The sequence below is a fragment of the Kribbella catacumbae DSM 19601 genome (assembly GCF_000372465.1).
GTDB lineage: Bacteria > Actinomycetota > Actinomycetes > Propionibacteriales > Kribbellaceae > Kribbella > Kribbella catacumbae.
The window spans coordinates 182,572-205,241 of sequence record NZ_AQUZ01000008.1 but is presented as its reverse complement, the minus strand read 5'-3'; the positions used below and the strand labels follow the sequence as shown (position 1 = coordinate 205,241).

The 22,670-nt window shown below is 68.0% G+C and carries 21 protein-coding genes and 1 riboswitch; of the genes, 13 read left to right on the top strand and 8 right to left on the bottom strand.

Going from position 1 to position 22,670, the window contains the following annotated elements:
- Positions 1-114: 114 nt before the first annotated feature.
- From A3ES_RS0111665 to A3ES_RS0111625, 9 genes are all read left to right on the top strand, one after another.
- Complete coding sequence (locus tag A3ES_RS0111665) at positions 115-1,494, top strand: PspC domain-containing protein (protein WP_020386991.1); 1,380 nt, start codon at positions 115-117, stop codon at positions 1,492-1,494.
- A complete protein-coding gene (locus A3ES_RS0111660; RefSeq protein WP_020386990.1) occupies positions 1,494-1,673 on the top strand; it encodes a hypothetical protein in 180 nt (59 codons plus the stop codon). Before A3ES_RS0111665 ends, A3ES_RS0111660 begins: the two co-directional genes overlap by 1 nt.
- A 132-nt stretch (positions 1,674-1,805) precedes the next feature.
- Positions 1,806-2,006 (top strand): cold-shock protein, encoded by a 201-nt coding sequence (locus A3ES_RS0111655; protein WP_020386989.1) that lies wholly within the window; start codon positions 1,806-1,808, stop codon positions 2,004-2,006.
- Between the two features lie 115 nt (positions 2,007-2,121).
- Entirely contained in the window at positions 2,122-3,276 is a 1,155-nt protein-coding gene (locus A3ES_RS0111650) for an L-histidine N(alpha)-methyltransferase (RefSeq protein WP_020386988.1), read from the top strand.
- Positions 3,277-3,398: 122 nt separating this feature from the next.
- Positions 3,399-4,067: a hypothetical protein gene (locus A3ES_RS0111645; protein ID WP_169501767.1), complete on the top strand. Its 669-nt coding sequence runs from the start codon at positions 3,399-3,401 to the stop codon at positions 4,065-4,067.
- 170 nt (positions 4,068-4,237) lie between these two features.
- The gene (locus tag A3ES_RS0111640; protein WP_020386986.1) at positions 4,238-6,250 is read left to right on the top strand and encodes a ligand-binding sensor domain-containing protein; all 2,013 of its coding nucleotides are present in this window, start codon (positions 4,238-4,240) and stop codon (positions 6,248-6,250) included.
- 90 nt (positions 6,251-6,340) lie between these two features.
- Entirely contained in the window at positions 6,341-7,603 is a 1,263-nt protein-coding gene (locus A3ES_RS0111635; protein WP_020386985.1) for a sugar ABC transporter substrate-binding protein, read from the top strand.
- 23 nt (positions 7,604-7,626) lie between these two features.
- The gene (locus A3ES_RS0111630) at positions 7,627-8,571 is read left to right on the top strand and encodes a carbohydrate ABC transporter permease (protein ID WP_083933376.1); all 945 of its coding nucleotides are present in this window, start codon (positions 7,627-7,629) and stop codon (positions 8,569-8,571) included.
- A complete protein-coding gene (locus A3ES_RS0111625; RefSeq protein WP_020386983.1) occupies positions 8,571-9,380 on the top strand; it encodes a carbohydrate ABC transporter permease in 810 nt (269 codons plus the stop codon). Before A3ES_RS0111630 ends, A3ES_RS0111625 begins: the two co-directional genes overlap by 1 nt.
- 32 nt (positions 9,381-9,412) lie before the next feature.
- On the opposite strand, the gene A3ES_RS0111620 is transcribed toward A3ES_RS0111625, so the two are convergent.
- On the bottom strand, positions 9,413-10,486 hold the full coding sequence (locus A3ES_RS0111620; RefSeq protein ID WP_202806483.1) for an LLM class flavin-dependent oxidoreductase: 1,074 nt from the start codon (positions 10,484-10,486) through the stop codon (positions 9,413-9,415).
- A gap of 73 nt (positions 10,487-10,559) precedes the next feature.
- On the opposite strand from A3ES_RS0111620, the gene A3ES_RS0111615 reads away from it, so the two are divergent.
- Positions 10,560-11,678 (top strand): mandelate racemase/muconate lactonizing enzyme family protein, encoded by a 1,119-nt coding sequence (locus A3ES_RS0111615; protein ID WP_202806482.1) that lies wholly within the window; start codon positions 10,560-10,562, stop codon positions 11,676-11,678.
- Complete coding sequence (locus A3ES_RS0111610; protein WP_020386980.1) at positions 11,678-12,622, top strand: dihydrodipicolinate synthase family protein; 945 nt, start codon at positions 11,678-11,680, stop codon at positions 12,620-12,622. Before A3ES_RS0111615 ends, A3ES_RS0111610 begins: the two co-directional genes overlap by 1 nt.
- Before the next feature lie 121 nt (positions 12,623-12,743).
- Here A3ES_RS0111610 and A3ES_RS0111605 read toward each other — a convergent pair whose 3' ends face one another.
- Genes A3ES_RS0111605 through A3ES_RS0111595 form a run of 3 tightly spaced genes read right to left on the bottom strand, consistent with a single transcriptional unit; the run spans position 12,744 to position 15,674 of the window.
- Positions 12,744-13,472 (bottom strand): amidohydrolase family protein, encoded by a 729-nt coding sequence (locus tag A3ES_RS0111605; RefSeq protein ID WP_020386979.1) that lies wholly within the window; start codon positions 13,470-13,472, stop codon positions 12,744-12,746.
- The gene (locus A3ES_RS55480) at positions 13,472-14,401 is read right to left on the bottom strand and encodes an amidohydrolase family protein (protein WP_020386978.1); all 930 of its coding nucleotides are present in this window, start codon (positions 14,399-14,401) and stop codon (positions 13,472-13,474) included. Before A3ES_RS55480 ends, A3ES_RS0111605 begins: the two co-directional genes overlap by 1 nt.
- The gene (locus A3ES_RS0111595) at positions 14,394-15,674 is read right to left on the bottom strand and encodes a DegT/DnrJ/EryC1/StrS family aminotransferase (RefSeq protein ID WP_020386977.1); all 1,281 of its coding nucleotides are present in this window, start codon (positions 15,672-15,674) and stop codon (positions 14,394-14,396) included. The genes A3ES_RS55480 and A3ES_RS0111595 overlap by 8 nt, the downstream gene beginning before the upstream one ends.
- Positions 15,675-15,838: 164 nt before the next feature.
- Here A3ES_RS0111595 and A3ES_RS0111590 point away from each other — a divergent pair, with 164 nt between their 5' ends.
- Positions 15,839-17,068: a response regulator gene (locus A3ES_RS0111590; protein WP_020386976.1), complete on the top strand. Its 1,230-nt coding sequence runs from the start codon at positions 15,839-15,841 to the stop codon at positions 17,066-17,068.
- Positions 17,069-17,180: 112 nt separating this feature from the next.
- Here A3ES_RS0111590 and A3ES_RS0111585 read toward each other — a convergent pair whose 3' ends face one another.
- Positions 17,181-18,203, bottom strand: coding sequence for a zinc-dependent alcohol dehydrogenase family protein (locus tag A3ES_RS0111585; RefSeq protein ID WP_026162778.1), 1,023 nt, complete (start codon positions 18,201-18,203; stop codon positions 17,181-17,183).
- Between the two features lie 59 nt (positions 18,204-18,262).
- Here A3ES_RS0111585 and argG point away from each other — a divergent pair, with 59 nt between their 5' ends.
- Entirely contained in the window at positions 18,263-19,699 is a 1,437-nt protein-coding gene (gene argG / locus A3ES_RS0111580) for an argininosuccinate synthase (RefSeq protein ID WP_020386974.1), read from the top strand.
- 175 nt (positions 19,700-19,874) lie between these two features.
- Here the strand turns inward: argG and A3ES_RS0111575 are convergent, their stop codons facing one another.
- The 3 genes from A3ES_RS0111575 to A3ES_RS0111565 all read right to left on the bottom strand — a co-directional run bounded on the left by A3ES_RS0111575 (position 19,875) and on the right by A3ES_RS0111565 (position 22,645).
- The gene (locus A3ES_RS0111575; RefSeq protein WP_020386973.1) at positions 19,875-20,150 is read right to left on the bottom strand and encodes a ubiquitin-like small modifier protein 1; all 276 of its coding nucleotides are present in this window, start codon (positions 20,148-20,150) and stop codon (positions 19,875-19,877) included.
- On the bottom strand, positions 20,147-21,415 hold the full coding sequence (gene thrC, locus A3ES_RS0111570) for a threonine synthase (protein ID WP_020386972.1): 1,269 nt from the start codon (positions 21,413-21,415) through the stop codon (positions 20,147-20,149). The genes A3ES_RS0111575 and thrC overlap by 4 nt, the downstream gene beginning before the upstream one ends.
- 14 nt (positions 21,416-21,429) lie before the next feature.
- A riboswitch (SAM riboswitch) is annotated at positions 21,430-21,570 on the bottom strand.
- 109 nt (positions 21,571-21,679) lie between these two features.
- Positions 21,680-22,645 carry a helix-turn-helix domain-containing protein gene (locus A3ES_RS0111565; RefSeq protein ID WP_026162777.1) on the bottom strand — a complete coding sequence of 322 codons (966 nt, stop codon included), beginning with the start codon at positions 22,643-22,645 and terminating at the stop codon, positions 21,680-21,682.
- Positions 22,646-22,670 lie beyond the last annotated feature (25 nt).

The following is a 22,670-nucleotide window of genomic DNA, read 5'->3' as shown; positions in this document are numbered from 1 at the left end:
CCAGCGCCATGAATGCGCCTCAGAATTCCAAGGATCTCACTCTAAGCGACGTCCGGGGTCAGCGAGGGTGATCCCCGATGGCGTCACCGCGACGGGAAGGACACTATCGATGGCATGGAGCAGAACTCGAGCGGGGGATTCGACCGCGGACAGCTGAAGGACGTGCAGAGTTGGCGTCGCAGCCGGTCCGACCGGATGCTCGCTGGTGTCTGCGGCGGCATGGGCCGCGCACTGAACGTCGACCCGGTGCTGATCCGGGTAGTAATGGCAGTCCTCGTCCTCAGCGGTCCCGGCATCATCTTCTACGCCGCCGCTTGGGTGCTGATGCCCGACGAGGGCAGTGACCGCTCCGCCGCGCAGGGCCTGCTCGGTGACCGCGTCCGGCACGACCACCCGTGGCTGTGGCCGGTGGTGATCGGCCTCTGCGTGTTCTCGGCCATCGCACTGATGTCCTCCTTCAACTTCGGCAAGCTCATCCCCGGGCCGCTGGTGGTGCTTGGGTTGCTCTGGCTGTTCGTGTTCCGCCGCAAGGGCCGCAACCACTGGGGTCACCGCAGTGGCCAGTGGGGTGAGCGAGCCCAGCGCACCGCCGAGCGCGCCCAAGCCAATGCAATGCGCAGCGCCGAGCGAGCCCAGGCCAGCGCCATGCGGAGCGCCGAACGGGCCCAGGCCAGCGCCATGCGCAGTACTCGCTGGGCCGGTCAAAGCGCCCCTCAGACCGACGGACCCGCCCAGACTGGCCCGCTACCTCCCCCAGCGGGCCAACCGTCCTCGGCCACGCAGCGCCCCCAGGACCGGGTGACCGAGCCTGTCCAGCCTGTGTGGACCGAGGACGACCCCCTCGGCCTGTACGTCGACGAGCCGTCGGCCCCGGCCACCCAGACGGCCGCAGCACCACCGGTGAAGGGCTACCGCGGCGTGAAGCCCGCGATTCTCCTGCTGACGGGTGCCGCCCTGACCATCGCCTGGGCGGCCGGAGCCCAGACCACGCTGATGCTGGTGATCGGGCTGGCCACGCTCGGCGTGGGCATGCTCATCGGCGGGTTCCTGGGCAAGACGCTCGCGCTGTTCCCGCTCGGCCTGCTGCTGGCCCTGTGCATCGCGGCGAGCACGATCTTCCCGGAGGTCCCCCGCGACTTCGCCGACGTGAAGTATGTGGCCCCCGCGCAGAGCACGATCGACGCGACCAATACGGCGTACCGGTTCGACGCGGGCTCGGTGCACCTGGACCTGACCAAGGCGACCTTCGCGAAGGGCGCCAAGGTGTTCGTCAACGGCGGTGCCGGCGAGGTCGTCGTCAAGCTGCCGCCGAACGTCGACGTGACCGGCAACCTGGTCGCCGACGCCGGTCAGGTGGACGCCTTGGGCAAGACCAAGGGCGGGCACCCTGCGAAGATGACGGTGACCGACCTGGGCGCCGACGGTACGACAGGACCGCAGTCCGTCGTCCTGGACGTGCACCTCAAGCTGGGCAGCATCAAGGTGGAGCGCTGATGAGGAAGATCAAGCCGGACGTCCCGGGCATCATCGCCGGCACCGTCCTGTCCGGCGGCGCCACCATCTGGATCCTGAACGACAACGGCGTGGTCCAGACCGACGACCTCGGCCTGACCGCGGCCCTCCTGTTGGTTGCCGCAGGCATCATCGGCCTCGCCGCCTCCCACCGCAGCTAGTGTCCTGTGCTTCTCGCACGTTGTATCGGGCGCTGAGTTAGTCTTGTTGACCGCTCGGTCAACCGGTTCACCGGTGCCGGGCACCCGAGGGGTCCGGTCAGCGGGTTCCGTTGAAGGTTTACGGGAGTTGGTATGGTGCGCGGCACCGTGAAGTGGTTCAACGCCGACAAGGGCTACGGCTTTCTCGCCGTCGACGGCCAGGACGACGTGTTCGTCCACTGGAGCAAGATCGTCTCCGACGGGTACAAGACGCTCGAGGACGGCCAGCAGGTCGAGTTCGAGGTCGTGGACGGACCCAAGGGCCGCGAGGCCGACGCGGTGAAAACGGTCTGATCGACTCGGCGGCCCTGCCGAGCCGGAGCGGAGTACCGGCGGCCAGGGCTTTTCCTACCTGCGCGGAGCGTGGTCAACCGGTAACCTGACCTCTCACCTTGGGAGGGGTAACAACGTGACCGACGAGCCGGTGCATGTGATCCGCAAGCTCGAGCAGGCGCTCGCCGACGACGACTTCGCCTGGTCGCTGGTGCTGACCGGCGAGGATCAGACCGACAAGCTGGCAACGTTGACCGGTGACCTGCGCGGGCCGTTCTCGCGGACCGGCGACGGCAAGCAGATCACCTCGGGCTTCTCCTACTGGGGTATCGGCCCGACGATCGCCTGGGCGAACGCGACCAAGGACCCGTTCTACCTGGTGATGAAGGCCGGCGCGGAGTCGTTCCTGCGGCACTGGCGCCGGGTCCGGCCGCACGTGGACCGGGGCGGCTTCCACTTCGTCAGCCTTGGCGTCGGGACCGGCGTGAAGGATCGCACCATCCTGTCCGACCTGTACCAGCGGAACCCGAACATGTTCTACATCCCCGTCGACATGAGCTCCGAGATGCTCCGGATGGGCAGCCTGGAGCCGGTCCGTGGCGTCGGCTTCCCGACCACGCAGGTGCTGCCGGTGCAGCTCGACTTCTCGATCTGGGACAACATGAAAGAGCTCGGCGAGATGCTGAGCCGGCTGGTCGGTGACGATCCGATCCTCTACACGCTGACCGGCAACACGCTGGCCAACTTCGAGAGCGACCAGGAGATGCTGGCCACCATCACCCGGGCACTGCGGCCGCAGGACCGGCTGTTGCTCGAGGTCGCCAGTACGAGCAGCCTGGACCAGGCGGCGGCGAACGCGGCCGCCGACGAGTACCACCAGACGCGGGCGTTCGCGGAGTTCGTCACGAGTACGCTGCGGTACAACACGGATCTGAAGATCGACTACGACCGGATCGACTTTCGCGGCGAGGTCGAGAACAACGACGCACTGCGGGTCAAGATCGTGTGGCACAACAACACCGACGAGCCGATCGTGATGGGACTGCCCGATCACACCGAGGTGGTGCTCGATCCGGAGGACACGATCCTGCTCTACACCACCCGGAAGTTCTCCACCGAGCGGCTGAAGAAGCTGACCGCCGAGTGCGGCCTCACCCCGATCGAGCACGCCCACTCCGGCTTCCGCTACACCCACCGCCCCACCCCGTTCGGCCTCGACCTCCTCCTGCTGGCTCCCGGCACCGCCGCCGAAACCATCAACACCCTCGCCGACGACATCTGGGCGCAATGACCCAAGACCCCCGTACGCCGAAACCCGACCCGGCAGCCTCGCAAGGCGAGAGCAACGCCGGTGGCGCGACCGGAGCCGGAGGCGGCGCGGCTGGCGGTGCTGCGGCTGGGGTTGAGAGTGCCGTGGCTGACGTTGGGAGTTTGCGGCGGGATCGGTGGCGGGTGCTTGCAGGTTTGCGGGTGCTGCTGGGGGTTCTTCGATCCGCGCGAGGAGATGCGCGGTGGGCGGGGTATCGGCGGACGGTGGTGACGGCGGTCAGCTATGGGTTGCTGGCTTTGGCGTTCGTACTGGGCGTCAGCTGGTTCTTCTGGCCGGACAACAGTCGCTGGGAGCCGGCGGTCAACTCGCTGACCCTGGTGGCTGGATTGACCGGCATCTTCGTCGAGCGGCTGACCGCGGAGGCGGAGCGGCGTACCGGCGTACTGCGGGCTGTGGCTGACGAGTTGCAGGAGAACACCCGGTTGCTGTCCGACGAGCGGTTCGCCCCGCGGACCCCGACCCAGCGCCAGGTCTATCCCCGGCTGGTCGTCTCGGCCGTCGACCTCGCGCTGGTGTCCGGCGCGCTCAGCCGGCATCGCGACGCCGACCTCGTCACGTTGCTGCACCGCTGGCGCGACACCGTGCACCTGTTCAATCGCCGCCTCGACCTGACCGAGATCAGCACCTTCTCGAACACGATCTCCCCCGCCGAGCTGGCCGCCTTCCACCGCGCGCTGACCCGCGAGAACAGCTACTTCGCCGCCACCCGGGAGATGCTCGAACGGCTGCTCAGCCGCCTCCCCAATCCCTGAGCCACTCCCCGGCCCAATCCCCGGGCACTTATCGGCCGAGGCCGAAAACCCGGCGGTCCAGGCGATCAACGGTCGTCACTACTGGTCGTCATCGAAACCTTGACTCGATCACCGACCGGAGCTGTACTTTCGGACAAGACCGTTATTCATTTCCCCTGGAGGCATCCCCGATGCGATCAGCGCGTGCGCTCCTGACGACGGCACTTGCCGTCCTGCTCATGGCCCCCCTGACCGCGGCGGAAGCAGGTAACCCACCACCGCCGCCCACCGCAGTACCGCTGGGGATCCCACTCTCCGACGTGCTCCTGATCGGCGGCACCGTTGCCCCCGGCCCGAACGGCAAGGCAGCCATCTGGAACATCTCCGCCGGCAAACCGGGCTACCTGAACGCAATCGACCCGGCCACCGGCGCCAGCCTGGTCTCGGCACCGCTCCCCGGCGCCGACGCCGGTTACGCCGTCACGGCAGCCCCCGACGGCACGATCTACGCCGGCACCTACAACAACGGGCACCTCTACCGTTGGCGTCCCGGCAGCGGCAACACCGTCGAGGACCTCGGTCGCCCGATCGCCAGCGAGGGCTTCATCTGGCGGCTGACCACCGACCCCCAGGGCAACGTGTACGGCGGCACCTACCCGGGCGGCCGCATCTTCCGGTACGACGCCGCCAGCGGCGCGGTGCGCGACTACGGCCAGATCATCGCGGGCCAGCCGTACGTCAAGAGCATCGACTATGCCAATGGCAAGGTCTACGCCGGCACGAACCCCGACGCCCACCTCGCCGAGCTCGACCCGGTCAGCGGCGCAGTGACCGAAATCCCAACCCCACCAGGGCTTCCGGACATCAAGAACGTCGCCGTCTACGACCTCAACGCCCGCGCCGGCAGGCTCTACGCGCGCTTCAGTACGGCGTACCCGGGTCCGACCTTCGTCTACGACCTCGCCACCCGCGCGTGGGTCGACGAGATCCCCGCGTCGCACGGCCTCGACATCTCGCCGGTCGGCGACAGCGGCGAGATCTACCTGATCCAGCAGAGTGAGCTCAAGCGCTACGACCCGGCGACGAAGACGCTGACCGGCACCGGCCTCACCTTCACCGGCCGGATCCAGAACGCCCGCGCGATCGGCTGGGCCGAGCTCGGCCTGCCCGACTACCCGGGCAAGAGCATCGTCGGGACGCTGTGGCGCGGCGAGCTGTTCCGCTACAACCCGCAGACCGGAAAGTCCGAGATCTTCCAGTCGGCGGTCCGCCGCGAACCGATCGAGATCCTGTCGGTGGCCGGCGGCAAGGAGTCGGTGTACGCCGGCGGCTTCCTCAACGGCGGTGTCGCGATCGTCGATCCGGCGACCGGCGCGTCCACCTTCAACCGGTTCTCGCAGACCGAGGCGATCCTGGAGGCGTCCGACGGCAAGGTCTGGATCGGCAACTACCCCGAGGCTCGCGTCTACTCCTACGACCGCACCAAGCCGTGGAGCAGTCCGGAGTACTCGCCCGGACCACCCGGTACGCCGGACAACCCCAAGCTCCGGGTCAACATGAAGGCAGACCTGCAGATGCGGGCCCGGACGATCGTCGAGGTGGACGGCAAGATCGCGATCGGCACCGTCCCCGAGGGCGACCGGCTCGGCGGCGCGCTGGCGATCCACGACCCGGTGGCGGGCACGACGCAGGTCTTCCGCAACGTCGTCCAGGACCAGAGCGTCTTCGGCCTCGCCGCCGACAGGAACATCGTGTACGGCGGTACTTCGATCACCGGCGGTCTCAGCACGACCCCGCCGACCCGGACCGAGGGCACCGTCTTCGCCTGGGACGTACGGCACTCGCGCAAGCTCTGGGAGACCCCGATCACCGGCGCCGGCACGGTCAGCTCGGTCGCGCTGGGCCCGGACGGGCTGCTCTGGGGTGTGGCCGGCAAGACGATCTTCGCCGTCGACACCCTCCGCGGCCGGCTCAAGCGCCGCTTCGACCTGGGCACGACCACGGCCGGCGGTGACATCGTGGCCACCCGCGACGCGCTGTACGCCGGAATCGACGGCAACCGGATCTACAAGCTCCAGCCCTGGCAGCGCACCACGCCGCCGGTCTTCATCACCCACCCGAACCGCCGCCTCGCGGTCCGCGGCAACAACCAACTGTTGGTCACAACCGGGGCACAGCTGTTCCGGATCGATCTAAATCGTTGACAGCTTAAAACCCGCCCCAGTAGTTTCGGCCAGGACCGTTATTAGTCCGGGCACTCGTCAGTCGGTTCATCTCTGGACAAAAGGGGTCCGATGAAAACCAAAGTCAGCCGCTACCTGGCTCCGCTCACCGCGTTCGCGGTCGCGGCATCGCTCACGGCCTGCGGCGGCTCCGAGGAGTCGCCGTCGTCCTCCGGCACCGTCACCGTCTGGATGTATCCGGTGATCGCCGACCAACAGGCCAGCAGCGCCTACTGGTCCCAGATCGAGAAGGACTTCGAGGCGGCCAACTCCGGGACCGACCTGAAGATCGAGCAGCAGCCCTGGGACCAGCGTGACCAGAAGCTCGCCACCGCCTTCTCCGGCGGCAAGGGCCCGGACGTCGTCGTACTGAACCCCGACCAGGTCCCGCAGTACGTGAAGAACGGGTCGCTGTCGCCGGTCGACAAGGTGCTCGAGCCGGCCAAGAGCAACTTCCTGCCCGGCGCGATCACCGCGCTGACCGTCGACGGCAAGGCCTACGCCGCGCCGATCTACCACACGGTCACCACGACGATGTACAACAAGAAGTTGCTCGACAAGGCCGGGATCACGACCCCGCCGCAGACCTGGGACGAGATCAAGGCGGCCGCGCCGAAGCTCAAGGCGGCCGGCGTCGCCACGCTCGACTACTCGGCCTCGCCGAGCGCGACGCAGAACCTGAACTTCTACCCGCTGCTCTGGCAGGCCGGCGGCAAGGTCTTCTCCGACGACGGCAAGAAGGCCACCTTCAACGAGGCACCGGGCGTCGAGGCGCTGACCTTCCTGACCAGCCTGTTCAACGAGGGCGCGATCCCGAAGAGCGCGCTGACCAACGGCAACGTGGTCGCCGACGCGGCGCTCGGCAAGCAGCAGGTGGCGATGGGCTTCACCAACACCCCGTCGGACGCCAAGATGGCAGCCACCACCTGGGGCGCCGACAACGTCATCATCGGGATGCCGCTGCAAGGCAAGAAGCAGGTCGGCTTCGGGTTGCCCGGTGGGCTGGGCGTGAACGCCGCGTCGAAGAACATCGCCGGCGCGGAGAAGTTCCTGTCCTTCATGATCGACCCCAAGCAGGTGGTCAGCCTCGGTACGACGGCCGGCTTCCTGTCGCCGCGGACCGACGCGAAGGTACCGGCCAAGGACGCGGTGGCGGAGAAGTTCTCCTCGGCCCTCGAGTTCGCCTTCCCCGGTGAGCCGAACGCGGTCGCCCGGCAGGTGAACTCGCTGCTCGCGGCCGAACTGCAGGCCGCGCTGACCGGCAAGAAGACGCCTCAACAGGCCCTGGATGACGCTGCGAAGCAGGCAGACGAACTGCTGTCGAGACAGCGGTGAGCCCGAGGGGAGGTCGCGCGGCAATGACGGAGGGAGGCCGCGCGGCACCCCCTGGGGGCGAGAGCCAGGCGACAGGCCCGGCCGCGAGGGCGGCGCGCCGGGACCTGTCGCCGTGGCGGCGGTCGCTGGCCGGATTGTTGTTCGTGGCACCGATGCTGGTGCTGTTCGTGATCTTCCGGTTCGTCCCGGTCATCGGCGCGTTCCTGCTGTCACTGACCGACTACCGGCTCAGCGGCCAGTGGACTTTCATTGCCTTTGACAACTATTCGCGACTGCTCGAGGACAAGCTCTTCCACGAGAGCCTGCTGGTCACCTTGACCTACACGGTGATCTTCGTTCCGCTCACCGTCCTGCTCTCCCTCGGTACCGCGCTGCTGCTGCAGCAGGTGGTCTGGAGCCGCGGCTTCTTCCGCGGCGTCTTCTTCCTGCCCTACGTCACCAGCATCGTGCTCGCGGCCGTGATCTGGAAGTGGATCTACAACGCCGAGGACGGCCTGCTCAACGGCCTGCTCGGCTTGGTCTCGCTCGGCCCGTTCGACTTTCTCGGAGAGGCCGGTACGGTGCTGTCGTCGATCGCGGTGACGTCTGCCTGGAAGGGTTTCGGGTACTCGATGCTGATCCTGCTGGCCGGCTTGCAGGCCGTCCCGCGCTCGTACCTGGAGGCCGCGATGATCGACGGCGCCGGGATCTGGCAGCGGTTCCGCTACGTCACGTTGCCGCAGTTGCGGCCCGTGCTGTTCTTCGTGCTGGTGATCGAGACGATCGGCGCGTTCCAGGTCTTCGACGCGATGTACGTGATGACCGCCGGCGGCCCGGTCCGGGCCAGCTACTCACTCGTCTACCTGCTCTACGACTCCGGCTTCAAGTTCTTCGACTTCGGCTACGCGAGCGCGATCGGGCTGGTGCTGTTCTTGATCGTGCTGATCGTCTCGCTGATCCAACGCCGGCTGGTCGGGAGGGACGACTGATGCGGCCTGCCCGGCTCACCCTGCCGACGTTGCTCGTGCTGACCGCGGTCGTCACCATCCTTCCGTTCGCGGCGATGGTGCTGGTGGCGTTCGCGCCGCCGAGCGGCCAGACCTTCCCGGACGCGCTCAATCCGTCCCGGTGGACGTGGCAGAACTTCTCCAACGTGCTGTCCAGCTCGGACATCCCGCGCTGGACGGTCAACTCGCTGATCTACTCGCTCGTCTCGGTGCTCTTCATCCTGCTGTTCGCCGCGATGGCCGGCTATGCCTTCGCGAAGAAGCGCTTCCCGGGCCGGGAGCTGATGTTCTGGGCCTTCCTGGCGACGCTGATGGTGCCGTTCCAGGCGACCCTGATCCCGTCGTACATCCTGGTCTCGAAGCTGGGCTGGGTGGACGGCTACTGGGGGCTGGTGGTGCCGACGCTGGCGAACTCGCAGGCGGTCTTCCTGATGCGGCAGTTCATCAGCCAACTGCCGGACGAACTGTTCGAGGCGGCCGAGATCGACGGCGCCTCGGAGTGGCGGACGTTCAGCACGATCGTCCTGCCGCTGGTCCGGCCGGCGCTGGCGACGCTCGGCATCTTCGTCTTCCTCTGGCACTGGAACGACTTCCTCTGGCCGCTGGTGATCGGCCAGTCGGCGCAGATGCAGACGCTGACCGTCGGCCTGGCCAGCCTGCAGAGCGAGGCCGTACCGATCAACCAGGTGATGGCCGGCGCGACCATCACCGTCATCCCCAGCCTGCTCGTCTTCGGGTTGCTGCAGCGCTACCTGACCGACAGCATCGCGATGACCGGGCTCAAGGCCTAGCCACCCATCTCTTGCGTTCATTCGCCCCCTTTTCACCCCTTCGATGGCAGATCATCGGCGGGCTGGGTCAAGTAGGGGTGAAAAGGGGGCGAATGAACGCCGGGTGAGGCTTGGGCGAGAAGGTTGCCGAAGGCCTCGATCGAGCGGAGGGCGTCGGCTTGGGACATCCCAGGCGGCTGGATCCGGAGAATGATGCCGTCGGCACCCATCTCTTCGTAGTACGAGAGCCGCTCGGCGCATTCGGCCGGTGAGCCGATCACGCTGCGGGCGGCGATGTCGTCCCAGCCCTGGCTGTACCGCGAGCCGTCGGCCGAGGTCCGCTTCCAGCCGGTGTAGGCGTCGTACAGGTCGCGCAGCGGCTCCTCGAGCGTTTGCCGCGCTTCCTGCGAGGTCGGGGCGCAGAAGCCCTCCCGGCAGATGATCACCTCGGCGCCGAGCGTGCCCTCGCCGCGCGGATAGGACCGGTACTCCGCGATCTTGGCCGGCAGGTCGGCGTCCAGCTCGTTGAACGACGTGGTCCAGCCGTCGCACATCCGCGCGGTGCGTTCGAGCATCGCGGAGACCCGGCCGCCGTTCCAGATCCGCGGTCTTGGGTTCTGCACCGGGCGCGGCGACAGGAAGGCGTCCTCGATCTGGGTGAACCGGCCTTGGTGGCTGACCTTGTCCTCGGTCCAGAGCTTGGTGAGGATCTCCAGACACTCCTCGAACCGCGCGACCCGCTCGGCCTGCGTGACGCCGTAAAGGGCGAACTCCTCCGGCCGGTAGCCGAGCACGAAGCCCGCGGTCAGCCGCCCGCCCGACAAGACGTCCAGATGTGCGAGCGTCTCGGCCAGTACGACTGGCTGGTAGAGCGGCGCCACGATCCCGGCGGTGGCGATGCCGATCCGCTCGGTCTTCGCCGCCAGCCAGGTCAGCGAGGTGAGGATCTCGTGGTAGCCGGCGCGGTGCAGATGCCGCTCACCCAGCACGACCCAGTCGAAGCCCGCCTGCTCGGCCAGCCGGGCCTGTTCGACCCCGTCCTCGAGCGACGGCCGGTCGCCGTCGGCGCCGTACAGGTTCAGATAGAGACCCAGCCGCATGGCTGCCGCCTTCCCGTCCATTGACATCGACCGACCTGGCTACTTACGGTCTTGACCGTAAGTCCTTTTCTCGCGTGGCGCGACCTTTAGGAGCAGATTCGTGAGTGTCGCATCGCAGCCAGTGGGATTGCCGGCCGCCGCGGCCGCCGGTTCGATCGCCCAGATCCGGACCCGGGTGGTGCGCGCGCCGTACCGGCGGCCGTTCCGGATCAGCAGTGGCGTGAGCAACGAGCTCATCAGCTTGGTGGTGGAGGTCGAGACGACCGACGGTGTCATCGGCGTCGGCGAGACGTCACCGATGACGGCGTACACGGGTGAGACACTGGCCGGCGTCAGGACGGCGATCGAGGACCACCTCGCGCCCGCCCTGATCGGCCACGACCCGCTCGACCGGGCTGGGGCGCACCTGGTGATGGACGTCGCGCTCCGCGGGCAGCACGTGGCCAAGGCGGGCCTCGACATCGCCCTGTACGACCTGGCCGGGCAGCTCAGCGGCTGGCCCGTCCACGTCCTGCTCGGCGGCAGCATCCGCATGCGGGTGGAGACGGCCTGGGTGGTCGGGCTCGGCACGCTGGACGAGATGGCGGCGGAGGCCGCGGAGTACGCAGAGCGCGGGTTCCGGCACCTGAAGGTCAAGGGCGGCGAGGACCCGGCCAGGGACATCGAGCTCGTCCGGGCAGTGCTGGCTGCGCTCCCGCCTGGCGCGGAGCTGTGTCTGGATGCCAACGAGGGGTACGACTCCGCTACTGCGCTGCCGGTGCTCGCCAAGATGGCCGACGCCGGTCTGGCGCTCGTGGAGCAGCCGCTGCCGCGCTGGGACCTGGCCGGCCTGGTGAGACTCCGGGAGCGGCTCGACCTGCGTGTGATGGTCGACGAGAGCATGCAGTCGCTGCAGGACGCGTTGGAGATCGTCCGGCGGGGTGCGGCCGACGTACTGAACATCAAGATCCTCAAGGTGGGTGGTCTGCACCGTGCTCTCCAGATCGCCCATCTTGCCGAGGCAGCCGGGTTGGCGGTGAAGGTGGGGTCGATGCCCGAGCTAGGGGTGGCGACACTCGCCGCAGTACACCTGGCAGCGGCAGTGCCGGGTGCAACCGTCCCGGCCGACCTGGTTGGGCCACTGCTGGTCCGGGAGGAGCCGCTGGCGCCGAAGACCTTCGCTGACGTCAATGGTTGGGTAGAGGTACCGACTCGGCCAGGACTGGGACACGACCTCTGATGCACGCACTGGTAGAGCAACTCCGCGGCACACTCCTCCCTGCTGTCGTCACACCGATGGACAGCGAGGGTGTCGTCGCATACGACGCCCTGGCGACGTACGCCTCGCGGATCGCGTCCGGGCCTATCGGCGGGGTGGCCGTGTGGGCTCATACCGGGCGCGGGCTCTACCTGAGCGAGGCGGATCGCGGGAAGGTGCTGGCGACTTGGCGGGCCGCTACTAGTGCTCCGCTGGTGGCAGGGGTCGGCGTGCCTCGCAGTACTGGGGTGGAGACCTTGCAGGAGGCTGAGGACGCCACGGTGACGATGGCTGTCAACGCGGCCGGTCTCGGGGCCGACGCGGTGATGGTCTATCCGTTGGCCGCCTATCGAGAGTTGGCGGACGGACAGGCTGCAGCCGTGCGGCTGCATCAGCGGGTGGCTGCTGAGAGCAGGCTGCCGCTGGTCGGCTTCTACCTGCATGGGGAGGCTGGTGGGTATCCCTATCCGCCGGAGTTGATCCGGGAGTTGCTGTCGCTGCCGGAGATGCTCGGCGTGAAGACGGCGACTCTGGACCAAGCCGTCGCCTGCCAGGATGCGATCTGGGCGGGGCGTAGCACGGGGAAGCTGTTGATCACCGGGGAAGACCGGATGTACGGGCCGTCGATGATGTGGGGAGCCGACACCGCGCTAGTCGGCATCGCCGCGGCCCAGGTCGAGCTGTCAGCCGCAGTACTGCGGGCTTGGACCGCTGCGGATCATGCTGGCTTCTTGCACGCCTCCGATCGCCTGGACCGCTTCGCGGCAGCGACCTTCTACGCCCCCATCGAGGGCTACGTCCAACGAATGCTCTGGGCCGCCGTCTGGGAAGGCCTCATCCCAGAGGAGGCTGCTTGCGACCCTTACGGTCCCGCATTGCCCGCCGCCGAGCGCGACGCCGTGATCCGCTGCCTCGAGTCTCTGTAGCCCCCGGACCGCCACCACTCACAAACCCCCTAGCACCCCCGCCATCCCTGCTCTGCCCACGCTCAGCCGGGCCCAACGCGGCCCGCCCCGCCGAGGTTTGTGAGTGGTGGCGGTCCGGGGTCTACAGGCCGAACAGCCTGCTGGCGTTGGTGGCGAGGACCTGCTCTAGTTCCTCCGGGGTGAAGCCGGCGTCGCGGATGACGCCGAGGGAGATGCAGGGGTCGATCAGAGTCGAGTCGGTGCCGAAGAGGAACTGCTCCATCGGTACGCCGACGCTGCGGGCGAAGGTGATGCGGCCGGCGTCCGTCACCGTGCGGCAGTGCTCTAGGTAGATGCGGTCGCACTCGACGGCCGCCCTGGCTGCCTCTCGCCAAGCGTCTCCGCCTGCATGCCCGGCGATGACCTTGAGATTGGGGCGGTTCTCCAGCATCTCTGGGAGGAGCGAGACGTCGGTGCCCCAGGTGTGCAGGAGCAGCGGTACGCCGACCTCGTCGAGCATGTCGAAGGTGTCCGCCATCAGCGGCGACCCGATCGGCACACCTGGGTAGGTGGTGTGGATCTTGGCGCCCACGAACCGGCCGGTGCTCAGGCAATCCCGCAGATCCTGGGCGCTGCGCTCCAGCCGGTTGGCGTTGACGACGGCGTACCCATGAAGCCTCGGCTGCTCTTGCAACACCTCGGCAAGCTTCGCGTTCCCCGCCACCGCGTCGTACACGACCGCCTCGGCCGCGGAGACGATCTGGAGCTCGATCCCGTACCGGTCCATCAGTTCGAGATTGAGTGCGACATCCCCGACCTCCATGTGGAACGGCCAGGGTCCCCAGTGCGCGTGGACGTCGATGATCCGCATCAAACCGCCTTCTCCAGCAGGGCCTTCATGTTGCCCCCGGCAATCAACGCCCGGTCCTCCGGGCTGATCCGCGCGTACCGCAGCCGCAACGTCTGCGGCGAGATGTCCATGAACGGCGTCCGCGACCCGAACACCAACTGCCGCGCCCCGACCGTCTCCACCACCCGCTCGATCCCATCCGGACTCGACAACATCCGCGTAGTCGCCCGAAACCCCGGCTCGCTCTTCGCCATCAGCAGGAAGTCACCCAGCAAGTACACATGCAGATCCAGAAAAATCACCTCAGCCCCCCGCCCCGCCAGCACCTCCCCGAACCGCCGAGGATCCCCATCCTGCAACAACACCATCCCCCGCCGGACGGCTTCCCCCACCACGTACTTGTACGCCGGCGTCTCCCCCAACACCCCTTGCACCCCAGTAAACAACCGCAAACACCGAACCCCGTTCCCCACCAGCCAGTCCAACTGCTCAGCGGCCCCCACCGCATCCCGAAGATCCACAGTCCCCACCGGCACTAGCCCAACTGCCGGCTGGCCACCTTGCTGCTCCGGCGCCACTCGCCCTCCGCCTGCACCAACCGCGCCATGCACCTGCCCGGCCCGCGAGGTCGGCGAAGCCGACGAGCCCGGTACGCCGCCGCTGCCGCCGCCTGCAGCATCCGGCCCGCGCTCTTGATCCGAGCGCGAGGTCGGCGGAGCCGACGAGCTGGTGTTGGCGAGGGCTGTGAGGGTTTCGGTGTTGCCGGCTTGGTCGGAGAAGAGGGCGCCTTGGGTGGAGAGGATCAGGGCGTTCTGGATGTGGGATCGGGCCAGGTGGGATTTGACGGTTGCCAGGTCGGAGTCGGTGGGGTGGCTCGGCCAGGGGCCGAAGAGGACGTCAACGTCGTACAGGATGTGTTCTTCGGGTGACCGGGTCAGCCAGTCAGCCATCGGTGTGCACCTTCCGGATCGCGCGGGCGATGTCGTCGACGTCAGTCTTCGTGTAGCCCTCGTTCCAGGGCAACACCACGAGTGTCCGCTCGATCAGCCGCTCGGCGTTCGGGCACAACCCAGCCGGGTACTCCCGATCCAGCGGATACCGCGAGGTCCCGTAGACGGGCGCCCCGGTGAAGACCGGGTTCGCGTACAGCGGCCGGTCCAGATAGCCAGCCGACGCCGGCATGCCCTCCGCGGTCAGCCCGTCCGCCCACAACCGGTTGTCCCCAGCAACGACCAGCGGGAACAGCCAGAACGCATGCCCCGCCACCTCCGGCAGCCTAACCCCAGCCAACCCATCCCCGGGCCCATCCGGCCAACTCAGCCCAGACACCTGCCCAGCCCGCCCTGCCGCTCCCGACGCCGGCCCGGTTGCTCCCAACGTTTGACCAGCCGGACCACCTCCCAGGGCGACGATCAGTTGCTCCGCGGACTCTCGCCGTCGCTTGACCACATCGGCGACCTTGCCCAGCTGAGCTCGGGCGACAGCGGCAACCAGCTCAGTCATCCGATAGTTCAGGCCGAGCATGAGATGCACCCGACCACCCGAGCGGTCCCAGCCCTTGTCCATGAACAGCCGCATCCGCGTCGCCAGCTCCGGGTCAGCCGTGATCGCCAGCCCGCCATCCCCCGCGGTGATGTGCTTGTACTGCTGCAGGCTGAAGCAAGCGATATCGCCAAACGTCCCCAGCAAGTCACCCGCTGCCGTCGTCCCGAGCCACGCCTGGGCGCAGTCCTCGATCAGCACCAACCCATGCCGATCAGCGACAGACCGCAACGCCACCACATCAGCCGGCGCCCCGAACAGATGCACCGCGATGATTGCCCGGGTCCGCGGCGTGATCGCCGCCTCGACAGCCTCCGGATCGAGGTTCCCCGTGACCGGATCCACATCGGCGAACACCGGTACGCCGTTCTGCGCGAGAATCGGCGCGACCGTCCCGAAATCCGAGATCGGCGTCGTGATCACCTCGTCGCCCGGCTCGAACCGCACGGCCGCGACGGCGAGATGCAGCGCCGCAGTACCCGAGCTGCAAGCCACCGCGGTACGCCCGTAGAGCGACTCCATCTCCGCTTCCAGCGCTCGCGCCTCACCGCCGAAGGTGCTGCACAGAACCGCCGAGTCGAGCACTCGCAACACCGCCGCGCGCTCCTCGGCGCCGATGGTCCGCCCGGCCGGTTCGAGCACCCCCGGGAGCGGCGTACGGCGTACCGGTGCACCGGACATGAGCGGCTCCCCGCAATCTGTGGCAATTTAGGTCTTGACCGAAAACTAGGAGACAGCGTCAGATGTCGTCAAGGGCTGCATCAGATCGCGCAAGCAGTGCGCTATTGTGCGATTTGAGGGCCGGACCAGAATTTTTCAAGGATCCCAATGAGGAGTGCACCGCAGTGATCAGCGTCGGGATCATCGGCCCGGAGGACCTGGTCCAGCGCGTCCTCGCCGTCGGTACTGCGAACCACCCGGCGACGCTGGTCCCGCTGCCCTACCGGCACGAGAACGAGACGGTCCAGCTGGTCGACCAGGTCCACGAGCAGGTGGACGCGATCCTGTTCACCGGTGTCGTACCGTTCACGATCGCCACCGAGGCCGGCGTCATCGACCGTCCGGCGATGTACGTCTCGTACGACGGCGCCACCCTGCTGCGCGCGCTGGTCGAGTTGCTCCGCCTCGGCCACGACGTCACCCGGCTGTCGATCGACACGCTGCGCCGGACCGAGGTGTTCGAGACGCTGATCGAGGCCAAGCTGCCCACCGACGACATCCACGTCCTGCCGTACCGGGCCGGCCTCACCTCGGACGACATCGTCGCGTTCCACCGCAGCGCCCAGGAGCAGCACGACACCAAGGTCGCGATCAGCTGTCTCGGTTCGGCGTTCCACCTGCTGGAGAACGAGATGCCCTCGGTGCGCCTGGCGCCATCGCGGTACTCGATCCAGTCCACCCTGCAGGCCCTCGTGCTCACCACCACCGGCCAGCACGTCGGCGATGCGCAGGTCGCGCTCGGCGTCATCGAGCTGCCCGAGCCGGACGAAGCGCTGGCTCGGGATCTGATCACCCTCGGCGGCAGCCTCGCAGTACTGCCCGACGGCCGGAACCTCGTCGTCACGACCCGAGGCCTGCTCGAGCAAGCCACCGAGCAGTTCACCCGGATGCCGCTGCTCGACGCGCTCGCCGCCCGCCACGCCACTGCCCGCGTCGGCTTCGGAGTCGGCCGTACTGCGGCCGAAGCCGAGGCGCTCGCCCGTCGCGCCGTCAGCCGCGCCGCGTCGATGGGCCCGGTCGCGGGCGTGGTCTCGATGTCGGACGACGTCGAGATCGTGATCGAACCGTCCAGCGATCAGGACCAGCCGGCCGTCGACCGCGGCCCGGAATCCCTGCCGCTGCTGGCACGCCGCGTCGGCCTCAACACCCAGACGCTCTCCCGGATGCGCGAACTGGTCGCCACCCTCCCCGACGGCCTGACCACCCAAGACGTCGCCGAACACCTGGCCGTCCAGCTCCGCACCGCCCGCCGAGTCCTCAAACGCCTGGAACGCGCCGGCCTGGCCGACCCCATAGGCAGCCAACAACACGGCCGCACCGGCCGCCCACCCACGGTCTACCTCATCCGCCTCTAGCTCCGCTACGCCAGCTGCATCGCCCGTGGCGCTGGCGCTGGCAGGTTCTGGCTCGCGGCGCCGACTCACCCGTGGTTCAGCCCACAACTGGCGTGCTTGGCGGGGCGCACGCTCAAGGTGTCATGACGGTGATGCCGGCCGGCGTGCCCTTGCTCAGCGCCGCGAGCGCAGCCGGCCCCTCCTCCAGCGTGATCGTCCGCGTGATCAACTCGGCAGGGGCGAGGTTGCCGGAGGCAACGAGCCCGAGCATCTCAGGGTAGGCGTGGGCGGGCATGCCGTGACTGCCGAGCCATTCGAGTTCCTGGCCGATCAGGCGGCCGACGTCCAGCTGCACCCCGGACGGCAGCAAGCCCACCTGGAGATGCCGTCCGCGCGGTCGCAACGACCGCAAGGCGCTCTGGACGATGTCACTGGAACCCAGCGCATCCATCGTCACCTGCGCACCACCGCCGGTCAGTTCCAGCAACTCCGGTACGACGTTCTCCGACGCCCGCACCACGTCAGCAGCACCGTATGAACGGGCCAGCTCCAACGCCGCCGGATTCGTGTCGACCGCGATCACCCGAGCCCCAAGCGAGGAAGCGATCATCACCGCCGACAACCCGACGCCACCGCAGCCGAAGATCACCACGTTCTCCCCCGCGGCGACCCGCCCGACCTGCCGCACAGCGCGATAGGACGTGGCAAACCGGCAGCCGAGCCCAGCCGCAGTACCGAAGTCGAGCTCATCGGGGAGCCGGATGAGGTTCACCTCGGCGAACGGCAGCGCGACGTACTCCGCAAACGACCCCCAGTAGTTGAAGCCCGGCTGCAACTGATTCGGGCACACCTGCTGATTGCCCTCCAGACACTGCTCACACGTGCCGCAGGCGCAGATGAACGGCGACGTCACCCGATCGCCAACCGCCCAGCCCCGCACCCCCTCGCCCACCGCCGCGATGGTCCCAGCCAGCTCATGACCCGGCACGTGCGGCAGCACGATGTCAGGGTCATGCCCCTGCCACCCGTGCCAGTCACTGCGGCAAAGCCCGGTCGCCTCGACCTTCAGCACCACCCCACCAGGCTGAACCTCAGGCTCCGGCACCTCCCGGACCACGGGCAGTACGCCGTACTGGTCGATCACGATCGCGCGCATGAAGGCCATCCTAGCGACGCGGTTTGCATGATCATGCATTCCGCTGCATACTTATTCCTATGTCCAAGGTCATCACGTCTCTGCCCGTCGGTGAACGGGTCGGCATCGCCTTCTCCGGAGGGCTCGATACGTCGGTCGCGGTCGCGTGGATGCGCGACAAGGGCGCTGTGCCCTGCACCTACACCGCCGACATCGGCCAGTACGACGAACCCGACATCGACTCGGTCCCCGGCCGCGCGAAGGCGTACGGCGCCGAGATCTCGCGGCTGGTCGACTGCCGCGCGGCGCTCGTGGAGGAGGGGCTGGCCGCGCTGACCTGCGGCGCGTTCCACATCCGCAGCGGCGGCCGGGCGTACTTCAACACCACCCCGCTGGGCCGGGCCGTGACCGGCACGCTGCTGGTCCGGGCGATGCTCGAGGACGACGTCCAGATCTGGGGCGACGGCTCGACCTTCAAGGGCAACGACATCGAGCGGTTCTACCGGTACGGGCTGCTGACCAACCCGAACCTGCGGATCTACAAGCCGTGGCTCGACGCCGCCTTCGTCACCGAGCTCGGTGGGCGTAAGGAGATGAGCGAGTGGCTGCTCGCCCACGAGCTGCCGTACCGGGACAGCACCGAGAAGGCCTACTCGACCGACGCGAACATCTGGGGCGCGACGCACGAGGCGAAGACGCTGGAGCACCTCGACACCGGGGTGGAGACGGTCACCCCGATCATGGGCGTGAAGTTCTGGGACCCGGCCGTCGAGATCGCCACCGAGGACGTCACGATCGGCTTCGTCCAGGGCCGGCCGGTGACGATCAACGGCAAGGAGTTCGGCTCCGCGGTCGACCTGGTGCTGGAGGCCAACGCGATCGGCGGCCGGCACGGGCTGGGGATGTCGGACCAGATCGAGAACCGGATCATCGAGGCCAAGAGCCGGGGCATCTACGAGGCGCCGGGGATGGCGCTGCTGCACGCGGCGTACGAGCGGCTGGTGAACGCGATCCACAACGAGGACACCATCGCGGCGTACCACAACGAGGGCCGGAAGCTCGGCCGGCTGATGTACGAAGGCCGCTGGCTGGACCCGCAGGCGTTGATGATCCGGGAGTCGCTGCAGCGGTGGGTCGGCTCGGCCATCACCGGTGAGGTCACGCTGCGGCTGCGGCGGGGCGAGGACTACTCGATCATCGACACCACCGGACCGGCGTTCAGCTACCACCCGGACAAGCTGTCGATGGAACGCACCGAGGACTCCGCCTTCGGCCCGGTCGACCGGATCGGTCAGCTCACCATGCGGAACCTGGACATCGCCGACTCCCGCGCCAAGCTGGAGCAGTACGCCGGCCTGGGCATGATCGGCACGGCCCACGCCGAGCTGCTCGGCGCCGACACCACCCTGATCGGCGAAATGACCCAGGGCGGCGCCGACGCGATCGCCTCCCGCGGCCAGGTAGACACCGACGACGAACTCCTCGACAACGCCGCGATGGAATTCGGCACCGACTGACCCCTCTCGTGGGCCAAGCCCACCACTGGCGGGCTTGAACACCAACCGACAGCCGGGTCCGAGCCCACCACATGTGGGCTCGGACAGTAAACGGCGGCCGTGAACAGGAAGGACCTTGTTCACGGCCGCCGTTTGTTGTTCAAGCCCACATGTGGTGGGCTTGCGCGCCGGAGGTTCAGCCGCCGGCGACGGCGGGGATGATGGAGACCTGGCCGCCGTCCTTGATGGACGTCTGCAGGCCCTCGGAGAAGCGGACGTCGTCGTTGTCGACGTAGATGTTGACGAAACGGCGCAGTTCACCCGACTCGTCGAGCACCCGGCTCTTGATTCCGGGGTACGACGTGTCGAGGGACTCCAGTACCTCGCTCAGGGTCGAGCCGTCGACGGAGACCTCGGACGCGCCCTGGGTGTAGGGACGCAGGATGGTCGGGACACGGACGCTGACGCTCACTGCAGACCAGCCTTCACGAAGGCGTCGTACGACGCGGGGATGGTGACCTTCGGGCCGACCCGGTCGGCCACGGCGTCGAGCGTCTTGAGCCCGTCGCCGGAGTTGATGATGACGGTTTCGGCCTCGGGGTCGAGCTGGCCGGTCTCGATCAGCTTCTTCAGCGTCGCGACGGTCACCCCGCCCGCGGTCTCGGTGAAGATGCCCTCGGTCCGGGCCAGCAACTGGATGCCCTCGACAACCTCTTCGTCGCTGACGTCCTCGATCACCCCGCCGGTACGCCGGGCTACGTCGAGCACGTACGGTCCGTCGGCCGGGTTCCCGATCGCCAGGGATTTCGCGATGGTGTCCGGCTTGACCGGCTTGACCACGTCGTGGCCGTCCCGGAACGCCTGCGCCACCGGCGAGCATCCGGTCGCCTGCGCGCCGTAGATCTTGTAGTCGGTCGCGTCGACCAGCCCCAGCTTGCCGAGCTCGGTGAACCCCTTGTCGATCTTGGTCAGCTGCGAACCGGACGCGACCGGGATCACCACCTGCTGCGGGATCCGCCAGCCGAGCTGCTCGGCGATCTCGAACGCCAGCGTCTTCGAGCCTTCGGAGTAGTACGGCCGGACGTTGACGTTCACGAACGCCCAGCCCTCCTCCTCACCGGCGATCTCGGAGGCGAGCTTGTTGACGTCGTCGTAGTTGCCCTCGACGGCCACCAGCGTGCCGCCGTACACGGCAGTAGTGATGATCTTGGGGCGCTCGAGGTCCTGCGGGATGAACACGACCGAGCGGATCCCGGCCCGGGCGGCGGCCGCGGCGACCGCGTTCGCGAGGTTGCCGGTGGAGGGGCAGGCGAAGACCTTCATGCCGAGCTCGCGGGTGGCACTGAGCGCACTGGCGACAACCCGGTCCTTGAAGGAGTGGGTCGGGTTGCCCGAGTCGTCCTTCACCCACAGCTTGCGCAGGCCGAGCTCGCGGGCGAGGTTGCCGGCGTCGATCAGCCGGGTGTAGCCGGGCTCGGTGTTCGGGAAGCTGGCCACGTCGACAGGGACAGGCAGCAGCGGCTGGTACCGCCAGATGTTCTTGGGTCCGGCCTCGATCTGTTCACGCGTGATGGCCGGGAACTCGTACCCGACCTCCAGCGGACCGAAGCACTCCATACAGGCGTAGAACGGACCCAGTTCGGACTTCGCGCCACAAGCGCGACAGCTCAGGTGGGTTCCGTTGCCGAAGGCACCTTCACGGATGGTGTGGGTGGTCGGCGCGGTGCTCAGGCTCATGGCGGAGTTTTCCCTCCTCATCTTCCCCGCACCGGCTCTCGGTACAGGACGGATTTGGCACCGTTCCGCCGCCGGAAGCCTCGGATCGAGACGCCGAACGGGGAGGGTTGCCGGGACTTCAACGGGCCGTTTCCCTCAGTCCCTCTGGATGAGCACTGCCGAGGTTACCCAATCGGGTCCATATCGTGTCTTCCGTTCCCACCATGCGAGACAGCCGATCTCAGCTCCGGGCTGGCTTAGGCTGGGCTGTTGCAAGGGCCGGCGTCAGCTCGCCTGGCGTTCACGGAAGGTCCGCCGGTACGCCGACGGCGAGGTCCGCAGCACCTTGCCGAAGTGGTGCCGCATCGTCACCGGAGTCGCGAACCCGGCCGCCAGCGCGATCTCCTCGACCGGCGCATCCCCGGTCTCCAGCATCGCCAGAGCCGCCTGCACCCGCTGCGCGATCAGCCACTTCGCCGGCGTAGTACCAGTCGCTCGGATGAAGTGCCGCAGGTAGGTTCGCGGCGACAATCCGGCCGCCCGCGCCAGATCCGGTACGCCGATAGGCTCGGCCAAATGCTCCAGAGCCCACTCGAGACTCCGGGCGACCGGCGAATCGTCCGGTTCGGGCGGCACAGGTGATTCGATGTACTGCGCTTGCCCGCCGGCCCGGTACGGCTGGATCACCAGGCGCCGGGCGACCGAGTTCGCCACGGCGGCACCGAAGTCCTTGCGTACCAGGTGCATCGCGAGATCCAGCCCGGCGGCGCATCCCGCGCTGGTGAGCACGTCGCCCTCATCGGTGTAGAGCGGCTCCGGATCCACCAGGATTCGCGGGTAGCGCTCGCGCAACTCTTCGGCGTACCGCCAGTGGGTGGTCGCGCGGCGGCCGTCGAGCAGGCCGGCGGCGGCGAGCGCGAAAGCACCCGAGCAGATCGACACGATCCGGGCGCCGCGAGCGTGGGCTTCGCGGAGCGCCTCGATCAGTTCGGGTGAGGTCTCGCCGCGCGGGCTGGCGACACTCGGGATGACGACCGTGTCGGCGGCGGCGAACTCGGCCAGGCCGTGCGGGCTGCTCATGGTGGCGCCGCCGATCACCCGGATCGGCTCAGGCGTCTCGGTGCAGACCTTCAACTCGTACCAGGGCTCGGCGATATCGGGCCAGACGAATCCGAACACCTCGATCACGATGCCGGCCTCGAACGCCGTCATCCCGTCGTACGCGAGCACAGACACAGTGGGCCGGGTCATGTGTCGTAATCTTAGCGATAGTCGT